Source organism: Paenibacillus baekrokdamisoli (assembly GCF_003945345.1).
In the GTDB taxonomy this organism is placed as follows: Bacteria; Bacillota; Bacilli; order Paenibacillales; family Paenibacillaceae; genus Paenibacillus_Z; species Paenibacillus_Z baekrokdamisoli.
The window spans coordinates 474,291-491,994 of record NZ_AP019308.1; the positions used below are offsets into that span (position 1 = coordinate 474,291).

Here is a 17,704-nt window from a genome sequence, read left to right on the forward strand (position 1 = left end):
GAAAATGCGATTTAAAAAATCATTGCTGCTGCTCGTGACTACGGCACTCGTTGTCATCACGGGCTGTAACGGAAAGAATGCGGAGCCCGGGAATGTAGTAAATTCCGGAACGGATAAAACGAATGCTACAGAAACCGCTACCAAGTCTGGTTTCGACGTTGGGAAATACGATCCGCCGATTGATATCAGTACAGTAATAATGCCGACTAAGTTCACTAATGGCGAAACCAAGGAAAACAATGTCCACGATCGTTGGATGTTGGAGCAGTTCGGGATGAAGTACAAAGATACCTGGTATCCGGCTGGTAACGATCAATATAGGCAGAAACTTCAGCTTGCTATCGCTTCTGGTGAGAAACTGCCTGATTTCGTACCTGCATTCACCGACCCTGTACTGATCAACCAACTGATCGATTCCGGCCAGTTTATGTCGGTCGACGATCTGTTCGAAAAGTACGCCAACAAAACTCTAAAAGACCATGCTGCGCAGCATCCGGAATTGTGGTATCCCTTCTCAAAAAACGGTAAGAAATACGCCCTTCCGATCCTTGAATATACGGACAATGATGATACATTGTTATGGCTCCGGGAAGATTGGATGGAGAAGCTGAAGCTTCAGGCACCTAAGACGATTGCGGATTTAGAGAATATTATGGACAAATTCAAAAATCAAAATCCGGACGGATTGGCTCCGAAGGATGTATATCCACTTGCGATTTCCTTGAAAAATAATACAAACACATGGATGGGTGGGCTCGATTGGCTGTTCGGAGCATACGGCACGATTGAGGAGCAATGGAACAAAGATGCAAATGGCAATCTTGAATACGGTTCCGTCAATCCGGGAGCTAAGCAAGCACTTGCGAAGCTGCAGGAATGGATGCGCAAAGGCTATATTAATCCTGACTCCGCTTTGTGGGCCGAGGATAAAGCTGCTGAAAGCTGGACAAAAGGAAGTGCAGGTATCTTGCCAGGTGCAAACTGGGTCCCTGACTGGCCGGCTCCAGATTTGTTGAAAAACGTAAAAGGATCCAAATTTAAAGCTTATCCGGTTCCTGCAGGTCCTGATGGAAAGATAGGCACAAAATGGCAAAACTCTGGTGTTAACGGAAGCTTCATGATTAATAAAGACGCCAAACATCCCGAAGCGATTTTCCTATATTACAACTATTTGCTGGACAATTTGGCCAATCCAGCTGTCGGCAGCAAATTCGAATATGGCTTCGCCAAAGGGTTCGACTGGGATATCGTGGATGGACAACCGACAAGTAATAAAGACAAAATCAAAAACTTCTTCAATTCATTCCCGTTCATAACTGGACCGGCTAGAATTCCGGATCTTTATATGAAAACGCTGGTTAAGCTTGCGGACGGCAATAAGCCGGAAACGCCTTACGAGAAGCAGCTTGCTGAGTTCCGGAAACCTGAAAACTGGTATGCCGCGAAAGTTGTTATGTCGCAAATAGATATTCGCAAGCAAAACTATTTTACTGGTGCAGCGACACCGACTATGATTACCAAATGGAATCTGTTGCGTCAGTCTGAGCTAGAAACATTCAACAAAATTATTTATGATAAACTGCCGATAACTGCTTTTGATCAATTCGTTTCCAGCTGGAAAGCGAATGGCGGAGATCAGGTAACGACGGAAGTTAACGATTGGTTCAAGTCCGTAACAAAAAAATAAGTACCTCTTCGTCCTCTACTTTGCTCATTAAGCAAGGTGGAGGACGACTTTTTTTATGTAGGCAAATGAAATCCTTTAGGCGGGGATGCTGCTAAACCGAGTCTTGTACTAAATTAATGAGATCAATTTGAGTTTATCTATTGCGAGTGAACCCCGAATTCCATACTCTATTCATAGAGAATGATTATCATTATCTCCAAAAAGAATAGAATAGTGGGGGAACGGGAATTATGAAACAGGTAAGATCTATCCTTGCAGTATTGGCTCTTATTGTGGTAATGGGAGTTATGCTGCTTGGTTGTGCTGGTGGCAATAAAGATGAGAATACAGCAGGGGCGGAGTCGGGGACCAAGGCTGGAAGCAGCGGAAGCGGGAACAAGACAGGAAGCAGCAGCGGAGCGCCAGAGTCGAATTCTTCTGAGGAATCCGCTACCCGCTCATACACGGACTATAAAGGGCATAAAGTGGTAATCCCGGTAGCTCCTAAGCGTGTGATATTCGCCGGGGAAACAACTGGGGATCTTATAGAACTGGGTATTCAGCCCGTTGGTATATTTGGTGGAACCGCTCTTAAAGGCAGATTATATGAGCATGAGCTGACTCAGGCGGAGGATATCGGCTTCCCTATCAATCTGGAGAAGGTCACTTCCTTGAATCCTGATTTCATTATTGTTGGGGATACGGATCCACAGGCCTATGAGAATCTTGTCAAAATTGCGCCTACAATCATGCTGGATACGTTTGCTGCACTTGATAAAAGGATTACAGAACTAGGCGACCTCTTCGGCAAAAAGCAGGAGGCTGCGGATTGGCTGAAAGCCTATGATACTAAGGCGGCAGCCATGTGGAAGCAGCTGCATGAAACTGTTCTGAAGCCGGGGGAGACCGCATCCGTATTTACGTATTATCCCGGTGATCGCTTGTTCGTGATGGCGCGAGCTGGACTTCCTCAGCTGCTCTACGGCAAGGGAGGCTTTAAAGCAACTGCGCCGATTCAGAAAATTCTGGATGCGGGAGATGGATTCAAAACGATTTCGCTGGAAACGATTGAACAAGTGGCTGGAGATCATATCTTCATTCTTGGTCCAGTAGCGGATGAAGCGAAACAGTCGACAGAGGATCTGTTGAAAAACCCAATTTGGAAGTCGCTTCCTGCTGTTAAGAAGGGTCATGTATACAGCTTGGATATTTTAAAAAGCGACTCCGATGCTTATACACGCAAATGGCTGCTGGAAGAACTGCCTAAGATGCTAAGTAAATGAGTATTCAGTTTGTGATTTACTCCTATCGAAGTCAAATGAAAGTAGGTATCTGTTAGGCAGCAGCAAGTTTTTCAATCTTCGGGTTGATAAACATGCTGTTTTTTTATACAATAACATTGATAATAATTCTCATTATCATTTAAAGGAGACATACAAGATGACTAAGCAGCCTGCACCTTCTTCTGTTGCAAGATCGCTGCTCTTACATTTGAAGGATTCCGGGATGTATCAGGTACTGCATGGTGGGAGAACAGAAGAGAATTCCAGTTCACTCCATACGCTGATCGTAGTTACACAAGGGCAAGCAAAGTTTATGACGGATAATCGGGAGCTTCGTTTGCTTCCTGGCATGGCATTTCTAGCCGGTCCGGAAAGCAGCTTTCAGCTTCAGAATGAAATGGAAGGTGTGCTTATTTACTTTTGTCTCTTCTTTTCTGCTATTGGCATGCGCGGACTGGAGCCCTATGTGCACAAGAGTGAGCTAGCACCGGGATTGAAGAATCTGATGGCTTATCCTTTGACCCGCTCTCTACGCCTACTAGAGCTGTTGGCAGAGGAAGACCGACTATTATCCGAGTTAGAGGACTACAAAAGGCAGCTTTGCTTTCAGGAGCTGATGGTGCTGCTGCTTCAGTATAATCTGGAGACGAAGAGCGTCAGTGGGAGCAGCCTCGTTGAGGAAACTCTTATCTTTATGCAGACACACTACATGGAACGAATCACCGTTCGGCAGCTTGCCGAGCTGGCGGGGATTCCTCATCATCAATATAGCCGATATTTCAACAGCTAACAGGCAAAAAGCCGCTCGATTATCTGAACGGGCTGCGGATTGAGCGATCCAAGGAGTGGCTGCGAAATTCCACTGCGCCGCTGCGCGAGATCGCTCAGCTAGTAGGCTTTCAGGATGAATATTATTTCAACCGCCGTTTCCGCCAAATGACGGGACAGACACCGCGGCAATATTCGCTGGTAGCTCCGGGACGCATCCGAATAAGGGACTGGATGGGTAGAAATGTTGAGATCCCTGCTATGCCTCGAAGGATTGTTTATCACGGAGAGACATTCGGCGATTTACTGGCGCTTGGCGTAGAGGCGGTAGGCGGCAGCGCCTTTTGGGAGCAGCGCTCCGTATTGGGCGATCGTCTCCAGAACGTAATGGATATTGAATTCTCAATCAATGTCGCTAAGCTTGTCGAGCTGGAACCGGATCTGATCATCTTAGCAAGCAGCGATGAGGAACAGTACAACAAGGCGGCGGGAATTGCGCCCACGGTGACTTTTAATACGTTTGCTCCGCTTGAGCAGCGGCTGCTCAAGCTTGGTGATTTGCTGGGTAAAAGAATGGCGGCCGAACAGTGGCTGGAGACGTACAGGGAGCGTTCGGAACAGATGTGGCAGATGTTGAAAGGGGAGCTCGCGCAGGGGGAGAGCGCTTCGGTGTTCGTTACCGCCCGCGGGGGACGCTTGTTCGTGATGGGTACAATTGGACTTTCGGTCATGCTGTACCATAGATCTGGCTTCCAAGCCCCATCCAGCATTGGACAGCTGCTCAGCGAGGGAATAAGCTACCTGGAAATTTCAGCTGAGGATCTGCCTGCTTTCGCTGGTGACCGGATATTCATGGTTCTTACGAATGAAGCTTCATCCCGACAGGCCGCTTATGAGCTTGCTGGAAGCAAGCTGTGGAAGAGTCTGCCTGCCGTGCGCAGCGAGCTTGCGTACTGGGTTGAGGATTCTGAGTGGAACTATGGGGACGCTTTTACGAGCAGCAGCCTTCTTGAGAAGCTTCCAGCCCTGCTTCGAAGGTCTTCGTAAGCAAATCGGGTGACTGGGGGAGATGAGCAAAACGATGAATTGGAACTAATATGTAAACTTTTGGAATTATGCCGATGTGAGAATCATCGATATCCGTTATACGGCCATGATGCCTGGAGATGAGCTGATCGACTATCGTTTGCCCACGGGTGCCTTCCTGTATGCAGTCCAAGGAGCAGCGAGGGTGGTGCTGGACGGTACAGTCCATGAAGCAGGACACTTCCATGTGCTGCATGGGAGTGGGGGCGCTTACCTAGATATCTTGTCTGCGGGGACAGGGTTTCACTATTTTCTACTCCTGTACAAAGCCGCTCTAATAAGTTCCGGACGGGCGGAACTGGCAATGCGGATGGAGGAAAGCAATCCCACGCAAGCGGTCCTGCCCGGCTTGAATCCAACGTCGGTTTGGGTGCTTTCAGGAGGAGAAATGGGAGTCAACCTCATTTTTGTACAAAGAAATCATCTGGTTTGTCCATTGTATCAATGGGGAAACAGGTTTAAACTATTCATTGATAATGAGAATCGATATCATTAAATCGATCAATGGTTTGTAGAAGAAACATTTGCCTTATGTATGGCTATTGCCATTCAGCTGGATAAAAGGAGAACGCAACATCATGCTGAGTCGTTTTTTTGCTTAATACCGTCCTTATAAAGCACTATTTATCCTGGACTTTTCCTGTGCCATACTGGCCGCTCTTTTTGAGCTGGCCTTTCCCCTGGCGGTCAACCGAGTGGTGGACGATCTGCTGCTTAGCGGCAATTGGATCTGGATTCTATACGCTTGTCTGGGGCTGCTAGGGATCTATGTTATGAGCTCGGCGCTGCATTTTGTTGTTACCTATTGGGGACATAAGCTAGGTATCAGCATTGAGTCAGACATGCGGAAGAAGCTGTTTGACCGTGTTCAGAAGCTGTCGTTCCGCTTTTTCGACAACAACAAGACTGGCCATCTGGTCTCCAGGATGACCAATGATCTGATGGACATTGGGGAGATTGCCCATCATGGGCCGGAAGACTTGTTCATCGCGGTGATGACTTTGCTGGGAGCATTCGGCATTATGCTCAGTATCAACTGGAAACTGGCGGTGCTGACATTTATTATTGTCCCGCTCATGATTTATTTGTCGATTTACTTTAGTCGCAAAATGTCCAAAGCCTTCAAAATCATGTTCGCAGATATCGCAGATTACATTGCACGCGTAGAGAATAATGTCAGCGGCATCCGGGTCGTGCAAGCGTTCGCTAACGAAAAGCATGAAATCAACCGTTTCGCTGGGAACAATGAGCGATTCCGTCTGACAAAGCTGCTGACCTAGACCTATCCCAAAGGAGTTGCGGGCTTCAAGCGTTACTTGGAGCTCCTGGAAACAGAGCCTGATGTAGATGACGCCCGGATGCCAAGCCAGTCACTGAGGTGAAAGGAGACATTCGCTTCAGCGGTGTAACCTTCGGCTATGAGAATAAGGAGAAGGTACTGCAAAATGTTAACCTGTCCATTCAGGCAGGAGAGACGCTCGCACTTGTCGGTCCATCAGGCGCAGGCAAGACTACCCTGTGCAGCCTGATGCCCCGCTTTTATGATGTGGAAGCCGGAGATATCACGATAGATGGAATAAATATTCGAAGTATGTCACTGGAGTCGCTGCGCTCTCATATCGGAATCGTACAGCAGGATGTATTCCTCTTCGATGGCACGATGCGTGAGAATATTGCTTACGGCAGACTGGATGCGGCCGAAAAAGATATCTGGCAGGCAGCTAAAATGGCTCAGCTGGAGGAGCTGATCCATTCCCAGCCGGAGGGACTTGATACGCTGATTGGTGAGCGTGGTGTCAAGCTCTCCGGCGGTCAGAAGCAGCGTTTGTCCATTGCACGAATGTTCCTCAAAAACCCGTCCATTCTGATTCTGTGGTGAAGCCATACACGAATTCTGGCTGCAAGCAGCCCGATCCTTACCAGCCCGACTTGCAATCAGGCTGGTAAGGGTCAGCCTAATACGAATATTAATTGGAGGTGTTCATCATAGACGAGCAATTGGATTTATATGATGTGACGATTATCGGAGGCGGACCTGCTGGAATGTATGCGGCTTTTTACAGCGGCATGCGTGACATGAAGACGAAGCTGATTGAAGCGAAGGATCGGCTTGGCGGAAGAATGCTTTTCTACCCAGAGAAAATGATTTGGGATGTAGGAGGCGTAACGCCCATTCTCTGTGAGAACCTGATCCGTCAGCTGGAGGAACAGGCCAGAACCTTTGAACCAACCCTTGTTTTTGAGCAGCAGATCGAAGGGCTGGATAGACAAGGGGACGGAACATTCCTATTAACCACAGCATGCGGAGAAAAGCACTGGACGCGAACGGTCATTATGGCTATTGGATATGGCATCTATAAGATGGCTAAGCTCGAGCTTGAGGGAGCGGATCGGTATGAAGTGACGAACTTGCATTATACGGTGCAGGAGCTGGAGCCTTTCCGAGACAAACATGTACTGATTTCTGGAGGCGGGGATTCCGCTGTGGATTGGGCTAATGAACTGGAGGCACTAGCCAAGAGTGTAACTGTTGTTCATCGACGGGAGAAATTCGGGGGCTTGGAGCGTAATGTGCTGCGGATGAGAGAATCCTCTGTGGACGTACGTACGCCTTATGCTGTAGATAAGCTACATAGCATAAGTGGCGACCGAATCGAGCAAGTGACTATCTCCCATGTGGAAACAGGAGAAAGCGAAATGCTGGAAGTGGACGCTATTATTGTGAATCACGGGATGAAGAGTGATTTTGGACCGATTCTGGATTGGGGCCTAAATATGGGCGAGTGGCATGCTAATGTGAGTGAGAAGCTGGAGACCAACATTCCCGGAGTGTTCGCGGCTGGTGATTTTGTTATTTACGGCAGTAAGCTCCACCTGATTGCAGGAACGTTCACGGACGCTGCGCTGGCCGTCAATAGCGCTAAGCTGTATATGGATCCAGAAGCGGATAAAGTGGCTTATGTGTCCTCTCATAACAGTCGCTTTAAGGAGAAAAACAAGGCTCTTGGTGTAGTTGAGTGAAAAGTGGAATCAATTGTATACAACGCAGCAGCCTCGGGGCTGCTGTTTTTTCATAAAAATGACCCGCATCTCTGCGGGTCATTGTCTTGCTATATATAAAGGGGGTAACACTTATTATGAAGGCTGAACATGAAAACTAAATGAGCGTCACCTGATAATTTGCTTAATGTCCGCTTTTATTCTATCGAACAGGTTTGTCTATTACAAGCTGCTCTCGTTGTGCTAGAATAAATTAACAGATCTGTTACACAAGATATGAATGAGATTCGCAGGGAGGAAGATACAATGATTGCTGCCATACTTGTTGCCATAGTAGCTGCAGAGCATATCTACATTCTGATCTTGGAGATGTTCCTTTGGACAACGCCTCGAGGAATGAAAGCCTTTGGAACGACAAAGGAAGAAGCGGAAACTTCGAAAGCACTTGCCGCTAACCAGGGGCTATATAACGGATTCCTGGCTGCGGGTCTCGCATGGGGACTTGTTCATCCTGATGCGTTGATTGGCCGATCGATTGAAATATTTTTCCTAGTATGTGTGATCATAGCTGCCTTATATGGTGGAGCAACAGCGAAGAAATCGATCCTGGCTTTGCAAGGCTTACCCGCTTTAGTCGCTCTAATGTTTGTTCTTATATCGAATTAACGTCGTGGGAAATCCTTTCCCTCGATTTTTTTTTGTCTTCTTTATGTTTATCATCGTTTAAAAAACGGTTGAAGAGACGGACTTGGATGGCGATGGAGTGGAAGAAGTCATTACGCTATTTCCAAGTCACCTCGGAAGACGGTAATCGAGAGAAAACTTCCAAGAAGTAGTTGTATTTTGCGATAGGGTGTAATAAAATAGGTCAAGTGAACATGATAATCATTATCAATGAAAATAATTATCATCTGTACACGTACATAAGTCGCATGACGATGAATCAGAATTAGGGAGAGATGAGCAGCTATGTTTCGCAATATGAGGGGTCTATCAGTACTAATTGTTTCTGTATTCTTATTATCTATCCTACTTAGTGGCTGTAACACGAATTCAAAAACGAATTCGGATTCGAAAACCAACGCGGCGTCTACGAAAGTAACAGACAAAGTAGAGCCAACTGCAACTTCTTCGGACAAGACCTTAACGATTTCATGGCCGAAGGATATTGGACCGCTTAATCCGCATCAATATACGCCAAATGAGTTTTTTGCCCAAGGCATGTATTACGAGCCGCTAATTGACTACGGAGAAGGCGGCAAGCTTATTCCCAAGCTTGCTGAATCATGGGATATTTCAAAGGATGGCAAGGTATACACGTTCCACTTACGTCAAAATGTGAAGTTCTCCGACGGTTCGGATTTTAATGCGGACGTAGTGAAGAAGAACTTCGATACAATCTTGGCGAATCGCGACATGCATAGCTGGCTTGGATTGATCGCTCAGATCGATAAAGCTGAAGTCGTCGATGCCCATACCTTTAAGATCACCTTGAAAAATCGCTATTATCCGGCACTGCAAGAGTTTGCCGTTGTACGACCTTTGCGCTTCTTGGGCGCTGCGGGTTTCCCGGATGACGGCAATACCGCGAATGGAATTAAAAGTCCGATTACGACAGGACCTTGGGTGCTGTCCGAATATAAGAAGGACCAAATGGCCGTATTCACCCGGAACGATAACTACTGGGGAACGAAGCCGAAAATCAACAAGTTGATTGTTAAGGTTATTCCAGACGGTGAGGCACGTGTCCTTGCACTTGAGAAAGGCGACATCGATCTCATCTGGGGCGAAGGCATTATTAGTCTAGACTCGTTCGTTAGCTTAAGAGATTCAGGTAAGTTTGAAACCTCCGTTTCGGATGCCGTTGCAAGCCGCGCATTAATCGTAAATACGGCGAAGGGCCCCTTTGCAGATTTGAAGGTTCGTTTGGCTCTACAGCATGCCGTTAATAAGGAAGCCATTGTAAATGGCGTTACGAATGGCGTTGAGAAGGTTGCGGATACGATAATATCTAGCAATTTCCCCTACGCGAATGTTGGACTTAAACCTTATGATTATAATGTAGAAGAAGCCAAATCTTTATTGGATCAAGCGGGCTGGAAGCTTCCAGCAGGCAAGACGGTTCGTGAGAAAGACGGGAAGCCGCTGGAGATCGAGCTTGTGTATATGGGGCCTGATGAGGTAGAGAAGCCGATGGCTGTCGCTATTCAGTCTGATCTAAAGCAGCTTGGTGTTTCACTGAAAATTACTGGACTTGAGCGTGAGCTTCGCAACAAACGGATGGAAGCAGCGGATTTTGATCTTCTGTTCTGGGGGACTTACGGTGCACCTTACGATCCTCATTCATTCGTAACGACGAATTACGAGCCAGGCTACGGTATTTTTGAATCGCAGCAGGGACTTGCAATGAAGGATGAGCTTCATCAACAGATGAAGGATGTATTGTTGACGGTGGATGAGCAAGAACGCCAGAAGCTGTACACATCCATCTTCACGACTCTTCATGATCAAGCGGTATATCTGCCGATCTCGTACCTGACGAATATCGCGGTTTACCCAAGCTATGTGAAGGATCTGAAGTTCCCGGCTCACCGTGATGAAGCGCCGTTCGATACATTAGATATCCAAAAATAATTGACAAGGTGTTTACGAGATGCAGATGTGTATGTATATCTTGAAAAGACTTGCAATGATGGTCCCCATACTATTGGGGGCCACCTTTGTTTCTTATTTACTCCTGCGCTTATCTCCCGTTGATCCGGCGAGAGCGTATTTGTCTGCTTCGAATATCGTTCCAACAGAAACAACGATTACCGCTGTCCGTGCACAGCTTGGATTGGATCGACCATTCTGGTCCCAATACGGGCATTGGCTATGGCAGCTTTGTCATTTAGATTTTGGCACTTCTTTTTTTAGTAAGATTCCGGTTTCACGTGAGCTTCTCACAAGGCTGCCGATTACTGCAGCCTTGGCGCTATTAAGCTTATCGGTTGCCATTGTTATCAGCATTCCACTAGGCATTGCTTCTGCACTTCGCAACAATAAATGGATTGATCAAGTGTGCCGTTTGCTCGCTTATGTCGGAGCATCCGTACCGCAGTTTTGGCTCGCATACCTGCTTATTTACTTTCTCTCGGTTAAGCTGGATTGGTTTCCGCTGCAAGGTGCAGACTCAATCATGTATTATATCTTACCCTCCTGTACACTAGCGCTTGCATTAATTGCAACCTATTCTAGGCTGCTTCGGACGGGACTTCTGGAAACGCTGGAAGAACCTTTTGTGCGATATGCGAGGGCAAGGGGACTTAAGAAAGCAATAATTATCGGACGTCATGTGCTTCGACATGCGATTCGACCTGTTATTACCGCCGCGGGTATGAATCTGGGGAAGCTGTTTGCAGGTACGGTCATTGTGGAGCAGATCTTCGCACTTCCCGGAATGGGCGGTTTCTTCCTAGAAGCCGTCTATCATCGAGACTATCCGGTCATTCAAAGTTATATTCTAGTGATGGCGACTGTTTTTATAATTGGGAACTTGATTGCAGACGTGCTGCAAGCTTGGCTGGATCCGCGCTTGAAGCAACAAATATTGGAAGGGGAGTAAGCGAAGATGGGTGTAGGACAATTTGGACTCATTAAGACTGCGAAGGACAAACCGGTCATCATGTTATGTATACTGCTGCTGCTGATTATCGTATTAGCTGGTTTATGTGCACCTCTGCTTGCTCCTCATGATCCAAGTCTTGTTGATTTAACGCATAAGCTGGAGGGTCCTTCTAAGGCCTATCCGCTTGGAACGGATCAGTTAGGTCGCTGCATGCTCTCTCGAATGCTTTATGGAACGCAAGTTTCATTAAGCTTAGCTCTATTCATTGTATCATCTTGCTTACTAATCGGTCTTGCAATAGGCTGCTTTGCGGGTTACGCTGGAGGGAAACTTGATAGCCTCATTATGAGGGTATGCGACACCCTTCTTGCCTTCCCCTCCCTTATTCTTGCGATTAGTCTAATTGCGATTTGGGGAGCGGGCTGGAAGCAGATGGCAGTTGCGCTTATCATCGTTCAGTCGGTCTATTATACAAGATTTATTCGGGGCTTAGTCGTGGGCATTAAACAGCAGAATTATATCGCTGCCGCGAAGATAAGCGGTACATCGGCCTACCAAATGATGAGAAGACATATAATCCCCAATCTACTGCCCTCGTTGTTCGTTGTAGTATCCTTGGAGATCGGTTGGGTGATCATGGATATCTCCGCTTTATCGTTTATTGGGCTTGGGGTTCAAGCTCCGACACCGGAATGGGGAGCCATGATTAATGAAGGCAAATCATTCCTGCGCAGTCATCCTAGACTGATGATTACGCCTGGTCTGATGATTTTCATAGTCGTAGCACTGCTAAATAGGCTCGGCGAAGCCCTCAATGACAAGAATGGACACTCGAGGTCTCTTCGCAAATTAGCGAAGAGGGCTAAGTTAAACAAGGTTGCGAATGACCATTAGGAGGCAGCAGCTTTATGAAGGAAAGGAATGCGATTCTTGAGGTAGATCGCTTGCATGTTGAGATTCAAACCTATCAAGGCTCGGTACAGGCTGTGCGAGATATTTCGTTTCGAATCGATGAAGGAAAGGTGCTCGGTCTTGTTGGAGAGAGCGGATGCGGCAAATCGATGACCTGTCTCGCGATATTCGGCCTGCTGAGTCAATCCGCAGTGCTTGGGAAGAGCAGTCGGATTCGACTGCAAGGACGTGAGTTATCCACGATGAGTGAAGAGGAACTAAGGCAGCTCCGAGGGTTGGACATGAGCTTCATCTTGCAGAATCCGATGAATGCCTTCAATCCTGTACTGACAATCGGCAAGCAATTTCAAGAAACGATCCAGGCACATACCGACTTTACGCGTAAACAAGCGCTAACACTTGCGATTGAAGCACTCGCGCAAATGAATTTATCCGAACCGGCCAAGCTGCTGAAGCAATATCCTTTCGAGCTTAGCGGTGGCATGCTCCAACGAGTCATGATCGCATTATCGCTATCGCTGAAGCCTGCTCTTCTTATTGCAGATGAACCGACAACTGCGCTTGATAATGTGAATCGACGGAATGTCATTGAAGCTTTTCAGGCTGTAAAGGCTGTAGGAACCACTGCATTATTGCTTGTATCCCATGATCTTAATGTGATTGGCGAATTAGCGGATATGGTTGCTGTTATGAAGCAGGGGGAGATTGTAGAGATGGCTCCAACGAATGAAATCTTCTCCAATCCGCAGCATGAGTATACGAAACTTTTATTGGATGCTAGACTTACGGCTAGCAGTAGGAAGGAATAGGAGTCGAATCCATTGAATGCGATAATCAAGGAACAACCATTCTCAAGCCGCGCGATCTGGCTATATGCGGTAGCTTTTACCTTTTATGCAACGAATCATATGCTTATTATTGCACTGCCATTCTTCTCGCAGACACTTGGGGCAGGCCGGTCCGAGATTGGTATTATTATGGGAGCGTACATGTTCGTCTCCATGTTTTTGCGTCCGGTGGCGGGAGCTGTGGTAGACCGTTATGGTCCAAGAAAGATTTTTCTGATCGCACTTGTGCTGAATGCGATTGTACTCGTTACCTATACGGCGGAAAGTCTATGGGCTTTTGCTATAATGAGAGCTCTGCAGGGTGTTATACTTGCGTTTTTTTCGATGACTGTTCATCTGCTCATTATGGATTTGTTATCAGATAAGGTGCGGGGGCAGGGGCTTTCCTTGCTGTCGCTAGCTTCGATGCTGCCTTATACTTTTGTACCCGCACTTGTGCTTTATATGAAGGATCAGGTTACAATGACGCAAATGTTCCTGCTTCTTGCGGGATTAGGCGCCTGCAATGTGCTGATCGGTATCTCCTTGTATCGCAAGATAAACATACGAAAGCCAGCAGGGAATGAAAGGGTGAAGCCAGCTGAGTCTCCAACAGGCATGACCAAGGGTCAGGCACTCAAAGCGCTTGTATTGCCTTCCATTATTATGCTGTTAGCTTCTATCGTGTTTAGCATTGGTCCTACCTTTTTGCCTTTGTATCTAGAAAGCCGGGGCTTGCATTCAGCACCGCTCTACTTTTTGACGGAGACAGCTGTTCTAATCTTTATCCGTTTCTTCGGGCGTAAGTATATCCCATCTTCAGGTACCTATCCCAAATGGCTGCTCGTTATTCTGATTGCCTGCTTTACTTTGTCTCCAATGCTCCTCTTCCAATCGATCTCTACACCCGTTATATTGTGTGCTGCCGTATTCAACGGCTTGGCTTTGTCTTTGTTGTATCCAACGCTAATGACATACATTTCTTTCGTCGTTCCAGAGCGTGTCCGGGGTTATTCAATTGGATGGTTTATTGCTGCAGCAGATCTAGGGACATCTTCAGGTGCTTTTATCATGGGGGGACTGGCAGACCTGTACTCCTATCAAACGATGTTCAGCGTGGCGGTAGGTATCGGTTTTTTCACCTTATTACTGGCTATTCTATCTCGTGGACAAAAGGCGGTGATCACATGAGCTTGCTTGTGCTGGAGAACATCTCAAAAACGTATGAAGCCTCCGGATGGTTCGGCATGAAGAAAACGTCGGCTGCGAAGGCATCGTCCTCCGGTGTGAGAGATATTTCGTTGGTTGTTGAACCGGGGATGTGCCTTGGGATACTAGGGGAAAGTGGTGCGGGAAAAAGCACGCTAGCCCGGATTGTTCTTGGCCTTCTTGCTCCTGATCATGGGCGTGTAACGTTTCAGGATGTGGATCTCTATCGTTGTGATCGAAGGACAAGACAGCGGCTGCGAAGGGATCTGCAGGTTGTCTTCCAAGATAGCTATTCAGCCGTTAATCCGCGTCAAACCGTTCAACAGATTATTGGTGAACCCTTGCGGAATTTTGAACGTTTTTCTGCTCAGGAAGAGAAGCGGATTATTGCGGAACTGCTGGAGACGGTTGGACTTCGCGCGAGTGATATGGTGAAGACCCCGAAGCAAATGAGCGGAGGACAGCTGCAGCGCGTCAATATTGCTCGCGCGATTGCATTAAAGCCGAAGCTCATTGTGCTGGATGAGCCGGTCAGCAGTCTGGATATGATCGTTCAGAAGCAGATTCTGCTCCATCTGAAGGAACTGAAGCAGCACCTGAATCTCTCTTATCTCTTCATCTCTCATGATGTGATGGCGGTTCATGTTCTATCTGATCAAGTGGCGATCATTGATAATGGCATGATTATGGAGTCCATTAACACGGACGATTTGTTCGAGTGTAATCATCCGGTATCGCGGCGAATTGTCCATTCCGTATAAGTATAGGGGCTTGAAGCTGAACCACGCCGAACGACTGCGTGGTTTTTTGCTATGTCTGTTTTCTCTTTAAAAATGCAATATTTCCTAATGTCGCCATACTTCCGCCGTGTTCAGCGCATCGCTCGTAAGTGATAATGAGATTGTTCCTAACACGAACATGTTGCTTGATTGCTAGGCCAGATTACCTGGGCATGGATTTCTGAATAATCCAGCAGTACCATGCATACTGTGCGATGGTGTACTGTAACTGGCTGCAGCAAGTAACCCAATTGCTTGGGTTCAAAGCCCAATCGCCTAGGGAGCGATAGCTCAAGATCACTCGACTGCTAATCGAGAGTAAAACTTCTGATCTAAACCGGAACTCTCAGCCTGCCAAAAAGGAGGCACCAAGATCAGGACCTTGCAGTTTGCGGATACCGAGCGAAGCCTTTCCGCCCGCTTAGAGAAAGAGACGTAGAAGCTGCGTAAGTCTGAGGGTGAGACCTGCAAGCTTTTAACGAATCTTCTATCTAAAGGGCGGTCTACCTTTTCTCTCAAGCTAACTCCGTTCCTTCATCAGGGAGAGTTCTGCGGGCAGATCATCAACTATTTCATTAGCTTATGAATCCGCTGTCGTTTTTGTTGGAAGCACCGTATTCCGATGACCTCAGGCAGAGCCTCACAATAACTTTCAGGAGGTAGACCATGTTTAATAAAGTAATTATACAGACGGATCAACGCGGACTTCAGTTCACCAAGGGCAGCTATAAGCAATATCTCAAGCCAGGTACATACCGCTTCTCCCCTTTCTCGGATAGTAAAGTAGAGGTGCTTGATATATCCAAGCCATTTGCCGTGGCAGGAAAAGATTTGCAATTGTTTCTTCAGGATGAGCAGCTGCTTGAAGATCTTCATATCATTGATGTTGCCGATGGAGAGCTGGCTCTTCGTTATGAAGAGGGGAAATTCCTAGGGGTGCTGACCGCTGGTAAATACGCCTACTGGAAGGTATACAAGAATTACCGCTTCGTGCATGTGAATCTCCGGATTCCAGCGCTATCCTCTGATATTGATGCTGCTATCGTTTCGAAGCTTAGCGGCTTTGTCCATACCTTCGAGGTAGCCGAGCATCAAATAGGTCTGCTTTATTACAACCACACCCTTCAGAGGGAGTTGACACCTGGGGCATATGTATTCTGGAAAGGACCTGCTGCCGTCGCTGTGAAGACATTGGATATGAGACAGCAGCAGCTTGATATGACCGGACAAGAGATCATGACAGAGGATAAAGTACCGCTGCGGTTGAATTTTGTATGCCAGTACAAAATTATTGATCCGCTGAAGACGCTTCAGATCCGATCGTTCGAGGATCAGCTGTATATTCTGCTGCAGTTGATATTGCGAGAGTATGTGGGCACGCTCAAGCTGGATGATTTGCTGCGCATGAAGCAGGAAATAGCTGGATTCGTGCTATCCCGGCTGCAAGAGAAGCAGGCCGACTATGGCGTAGAATTTCTGTCTTCGGGGCTGAAGGATATCATTCTGCCTGGAGACGTCAAGGATATTTTGAATATGGTGCTGCTCGCAGAGAAGAAGGCGCAGGCCAACCTGATTACCCGCAGGGAAGAGACGGCTTCAACTCGCAGCCTGCTGAATACGGCTAAGCTGATGGATGAGAACCAGACCCTCTTCCGACTGAAAGAGCTTGAGTTCTTAGAGAAAATCTGTGAGAAGATCGGTACGATCTCCCTGACTGGTGGAGGGGGATTGCTGGAACAATTGAATGCCTTGATGAAAGCAAAGGCGGATCAGGCATGATGATCCGTCTTCCAGCTCCGATTAAGGATGACTCTTGGATCTTGAATAATAACGAAAAAGTCGACCTTCGAATCATTGAGGTCGACTTTTTTGTTGTTTATGCGCCGTAAGAAACCTTACGGACGAGATATTCGATTTTCTCAAGCATTTTAACGTCATCGGTACTGGCATACAGGGCAGGCGAGAAGAGCAGTAGTTTTTTTATCTGATAATAATCGTGAATTGCATTGCGCAGTGTAAGATTGTTTTTCATTAAATAGACAGGGTCCAGAAGATTACGGAACATGAGGTCATCCTGGAGAATTAGCAAGGTGGCATTAAGTCGGTTGAACGAACCTTCTTCCATACCGCGCTCATAAAACTGCTGCAGACGCTCATTTCGCTGACTGACTGCTATATCGATTCTAGACATCAATTCCGGGTAAACCTCTCGCATGTCCTGATAGAAGGCTTCGGTCCCATAGTTTGCAATAATCAATGACTGTGCGAATGAAGATTGAAAGCCCTGCATGTACATCTGACTGCCCTCGGGCAGCTGTTCTTCTGCTTTGATGACGTACGTAATGAAAATCTCAGATAGACGCTCAATAATCTCATCCCGCGAAGGAAAGTATTTGTACAGGGTTGCCTTGGATAGATCCATATACTTGGCGATATCATCCATCCGAATATGCTGGAAGCCGCTTGTCTTAAAGGGATGGAGCAGTTTGGCAACATACTTGCTTTTTATCGATTCATCTGTGTACCGACAGGTTTGAGCTTCATTATTTTCCATAAAGCTTCACACT

Annotated in this window: 15 protein-coding genes and 2 pseudogenes; 16 read left to right on the forward strand and 1 reads right to left on the reverse strand. The window is 46.9% G+C overall.

All coding sequences use genetic code 11. The features are described 5' to 3' along the window. The first annotated feature begins 4 nt into the window (after positions 1 to 4). From EKN16_RS01945 to EKN16_RS02015, 16 genes and pseudogenes are all read left to right on the forward strand, one after another. The gene (locus EKN16_RS01945) at positions 5 to 1,687 is read left to right on the forward strand and encodes a type 2 periplasmic-binding domain-containing protein (RefSeq protein ID WP_125653458.1); all 1,683 of its coding nucleotides are present in this window, start codon (positions 5 to 7) and stop codon (positions 1,685 to 1,687) included. Between the two features lie 230 nt (positions 1,688 to 1,917). Continuing rightward, positions 1,918 to 2,949, forward strand: a complete 1,032-nt coding sequence (locus EKN16_RS01950) for an ABC transporter substrate-binding protein (RefSeq protein ID WP_125653459.1) — start codon at positions 1,918 to 1,920, stop codon at positions 2,947 to 2,949. Between the two features lie 157 nt (positions 2,950 to 3,106). Beyond that, positions 3,107 to 3,739: a hypothetical protein gene (locus EKN16_RS01955; protein WP_125653460.1), complete on the forward strand. Its 633-nt coding sequence runs from the start codon at positions 3,107 to 3,109 to the stop codon at positions 3,737 to 3,739. 38 nt (positions 3,740 to 3,777) lie between these two features. Next, a pseudogene (locus EKN16_RS33655) lies at positions 3,778 to 3,900 on the forward strand (helix-turn-helix domain-containing protein); the annotation flags it as partial. 78 nt (positions 3,901 to 3,978) lie between these two features. Further along, positions 3,979 to 4,764 (forward strand): ABC transporter substrate-binding protein, encoded by a 786-nt coding sequence (locus EKN16_RS01960; RefSeq protein ID WP_183530627.1) that lies wholly within the window; start codon positions 3,979 to 3,981, stop codon positions 4,762 to 4,764. 76 nt (positions 4,765 to 4,840) lie between these two features. After that, a complete protein-coding gene (locus EKN16_RS01965) occupies positions 4,841 to 5,299 on the forward strand; it encodes a hypothetical protein (RefSeq protein WP_125653461.1) in 459 nt (152 codons plus the stop codon). A 130-nt stretch (positions 5,300 to 5,429) separates the two neighbouring features. Further along, a pseudogene (locus EKN16_RS01970) lies at positions 5,430 to 6,676 on the forward strand (ABC transporter ATP-binding protein); the annotation flags it as partial. A 113-nt stretch (positions 6,677 to 6,789) separates the two neighbouring features. Continuing rightward, positions 6,790 to 7,824: an NAD(P)/FAD-dependent oxidoreductase gene (locus tag EKN16_RS01975; protein ID WP_125665762.1), complete on the forward strand. Its 1,035-nt coding sequence runs from the start codon at positions 6,790 to 6,792 to the stop codon at positions 7,822 to 7,824. Between the two features lie 285 nt (positions 7,825 to 8,109). Beyond that, on the forward strand, positions 8,110 to 8,469 hold the full coding sequence (locus EKN16_RS01980; protein ID WP_125653462.1) for a DUF1304 domain-containing protein: 360 nt from the start codon (positions 8,110 to 8,112) through the stop codon (positions 8,467 to 8,469). A 315-nt stretch (positions 8,470 to 8,784) separates the two neighbouring features. Then, entirely contained in the window at positions 8,785 to 10,437 is a 1,653-nt protein-coding gene (gene nikA / locus EKN16_RS01985; protein ID WP_232016156.1) for a nickel ABC transporter substrate-binding protein, read from the forward strand. 19 nt (positions 10,438 to 10,456) lie between these two features. After that, positions 10,457 to 11,407, forward strand: coding sequence for a nickel ABC transporter permease (gene nikB / locus EKN16_RS01990; protein ID WP_311545628.1), 951 nt, complete (start codon positions 10,457 to 10,459; stop codon positions 11,405 to 11,407). Between the two features lie 6 nt (positions 11,408 to 11,413). Continuing rightward, entirely contained in the window at positions 11,414 to 12,304 is an 891-nt protein-coding gene (locus EKN16_RS01995) for an ABC transporter permease (protein WP_125653464.1), read from the forward strand. Positions 12,305 to 12,318: 14 nt separating this feature from the next. After that, on the forward strand, positions 12,319 to 13,131 hold the full coding sequence (locus EKN16_RS02000) for an ABC transporter ATP-binding protein (protein WP_125653465.1): 813 nt from the start codon (positions 12,319 to 12,321) through the stop codon (positions 13,129 to 13,131). 12 nt (positions 13,132 to 13,143) lie between these two features. Next, positions 13,144 to 14,340: a staphylopine family metallophore export MFS transporter CntE gene (gene cntE, locus EKN16_RS02005; RefSeq protein ID WP_125653466.1), complete on the forward strand. Its 1,197-nt coding sequence runs from the start codon at positions 13,144 to 13,146 to the stop codon at positions 14,338 to 14,340. After that, positions 14,337 to 15,119: an ATP-binding cassette domain-containing protein gene (locus EKN16_RS02010; RefSeq protein ID WP_125653467.1), complete on the forward strand. Its 783-nt coding sequence runs from the start codon at positions 14,337 to 14,339 to the stop codon at positions 15,117 to 15,119. The genes cntE and EKN16_RS02010 overlap by 4 nt, the downstream gene beginning before the upstream one ends. Positions 15,120 to 15,803: 684 nt before the next feature. Then, positions 15,804 to 16,916, forward strand: a complete 1,113-nt coding sequence (locus EKN16_RS02015) for a slipin family protein (protein ID WP_125653468.1) — start codon at positions 15,804 to 15,806, stop codon at positions 16,914 to 16,916. 97 nt (positions 16,917 to 17,013) lie between these two features. Here EKN16_RS02015 and EKN16_RS02020 read toward each other — a convergent pair whose 3' ends face one another. Then, positions 17,014 to 17,691 carry a TetR/AcrR family transcriptional regulator gene (locus EKN16_RS02020; RefSeq protein ID WP_125653469.1) on the reverse strand — a complete coding sequence of 226 codons (678 nt, stop codon included), beginning with the start codon at positions 17,689 to 17,691 and terminating at the stop codon, positions 17,014 to 17,016. Positions 17,692 to 17,704: the final 13 nt, after the last annotated feature.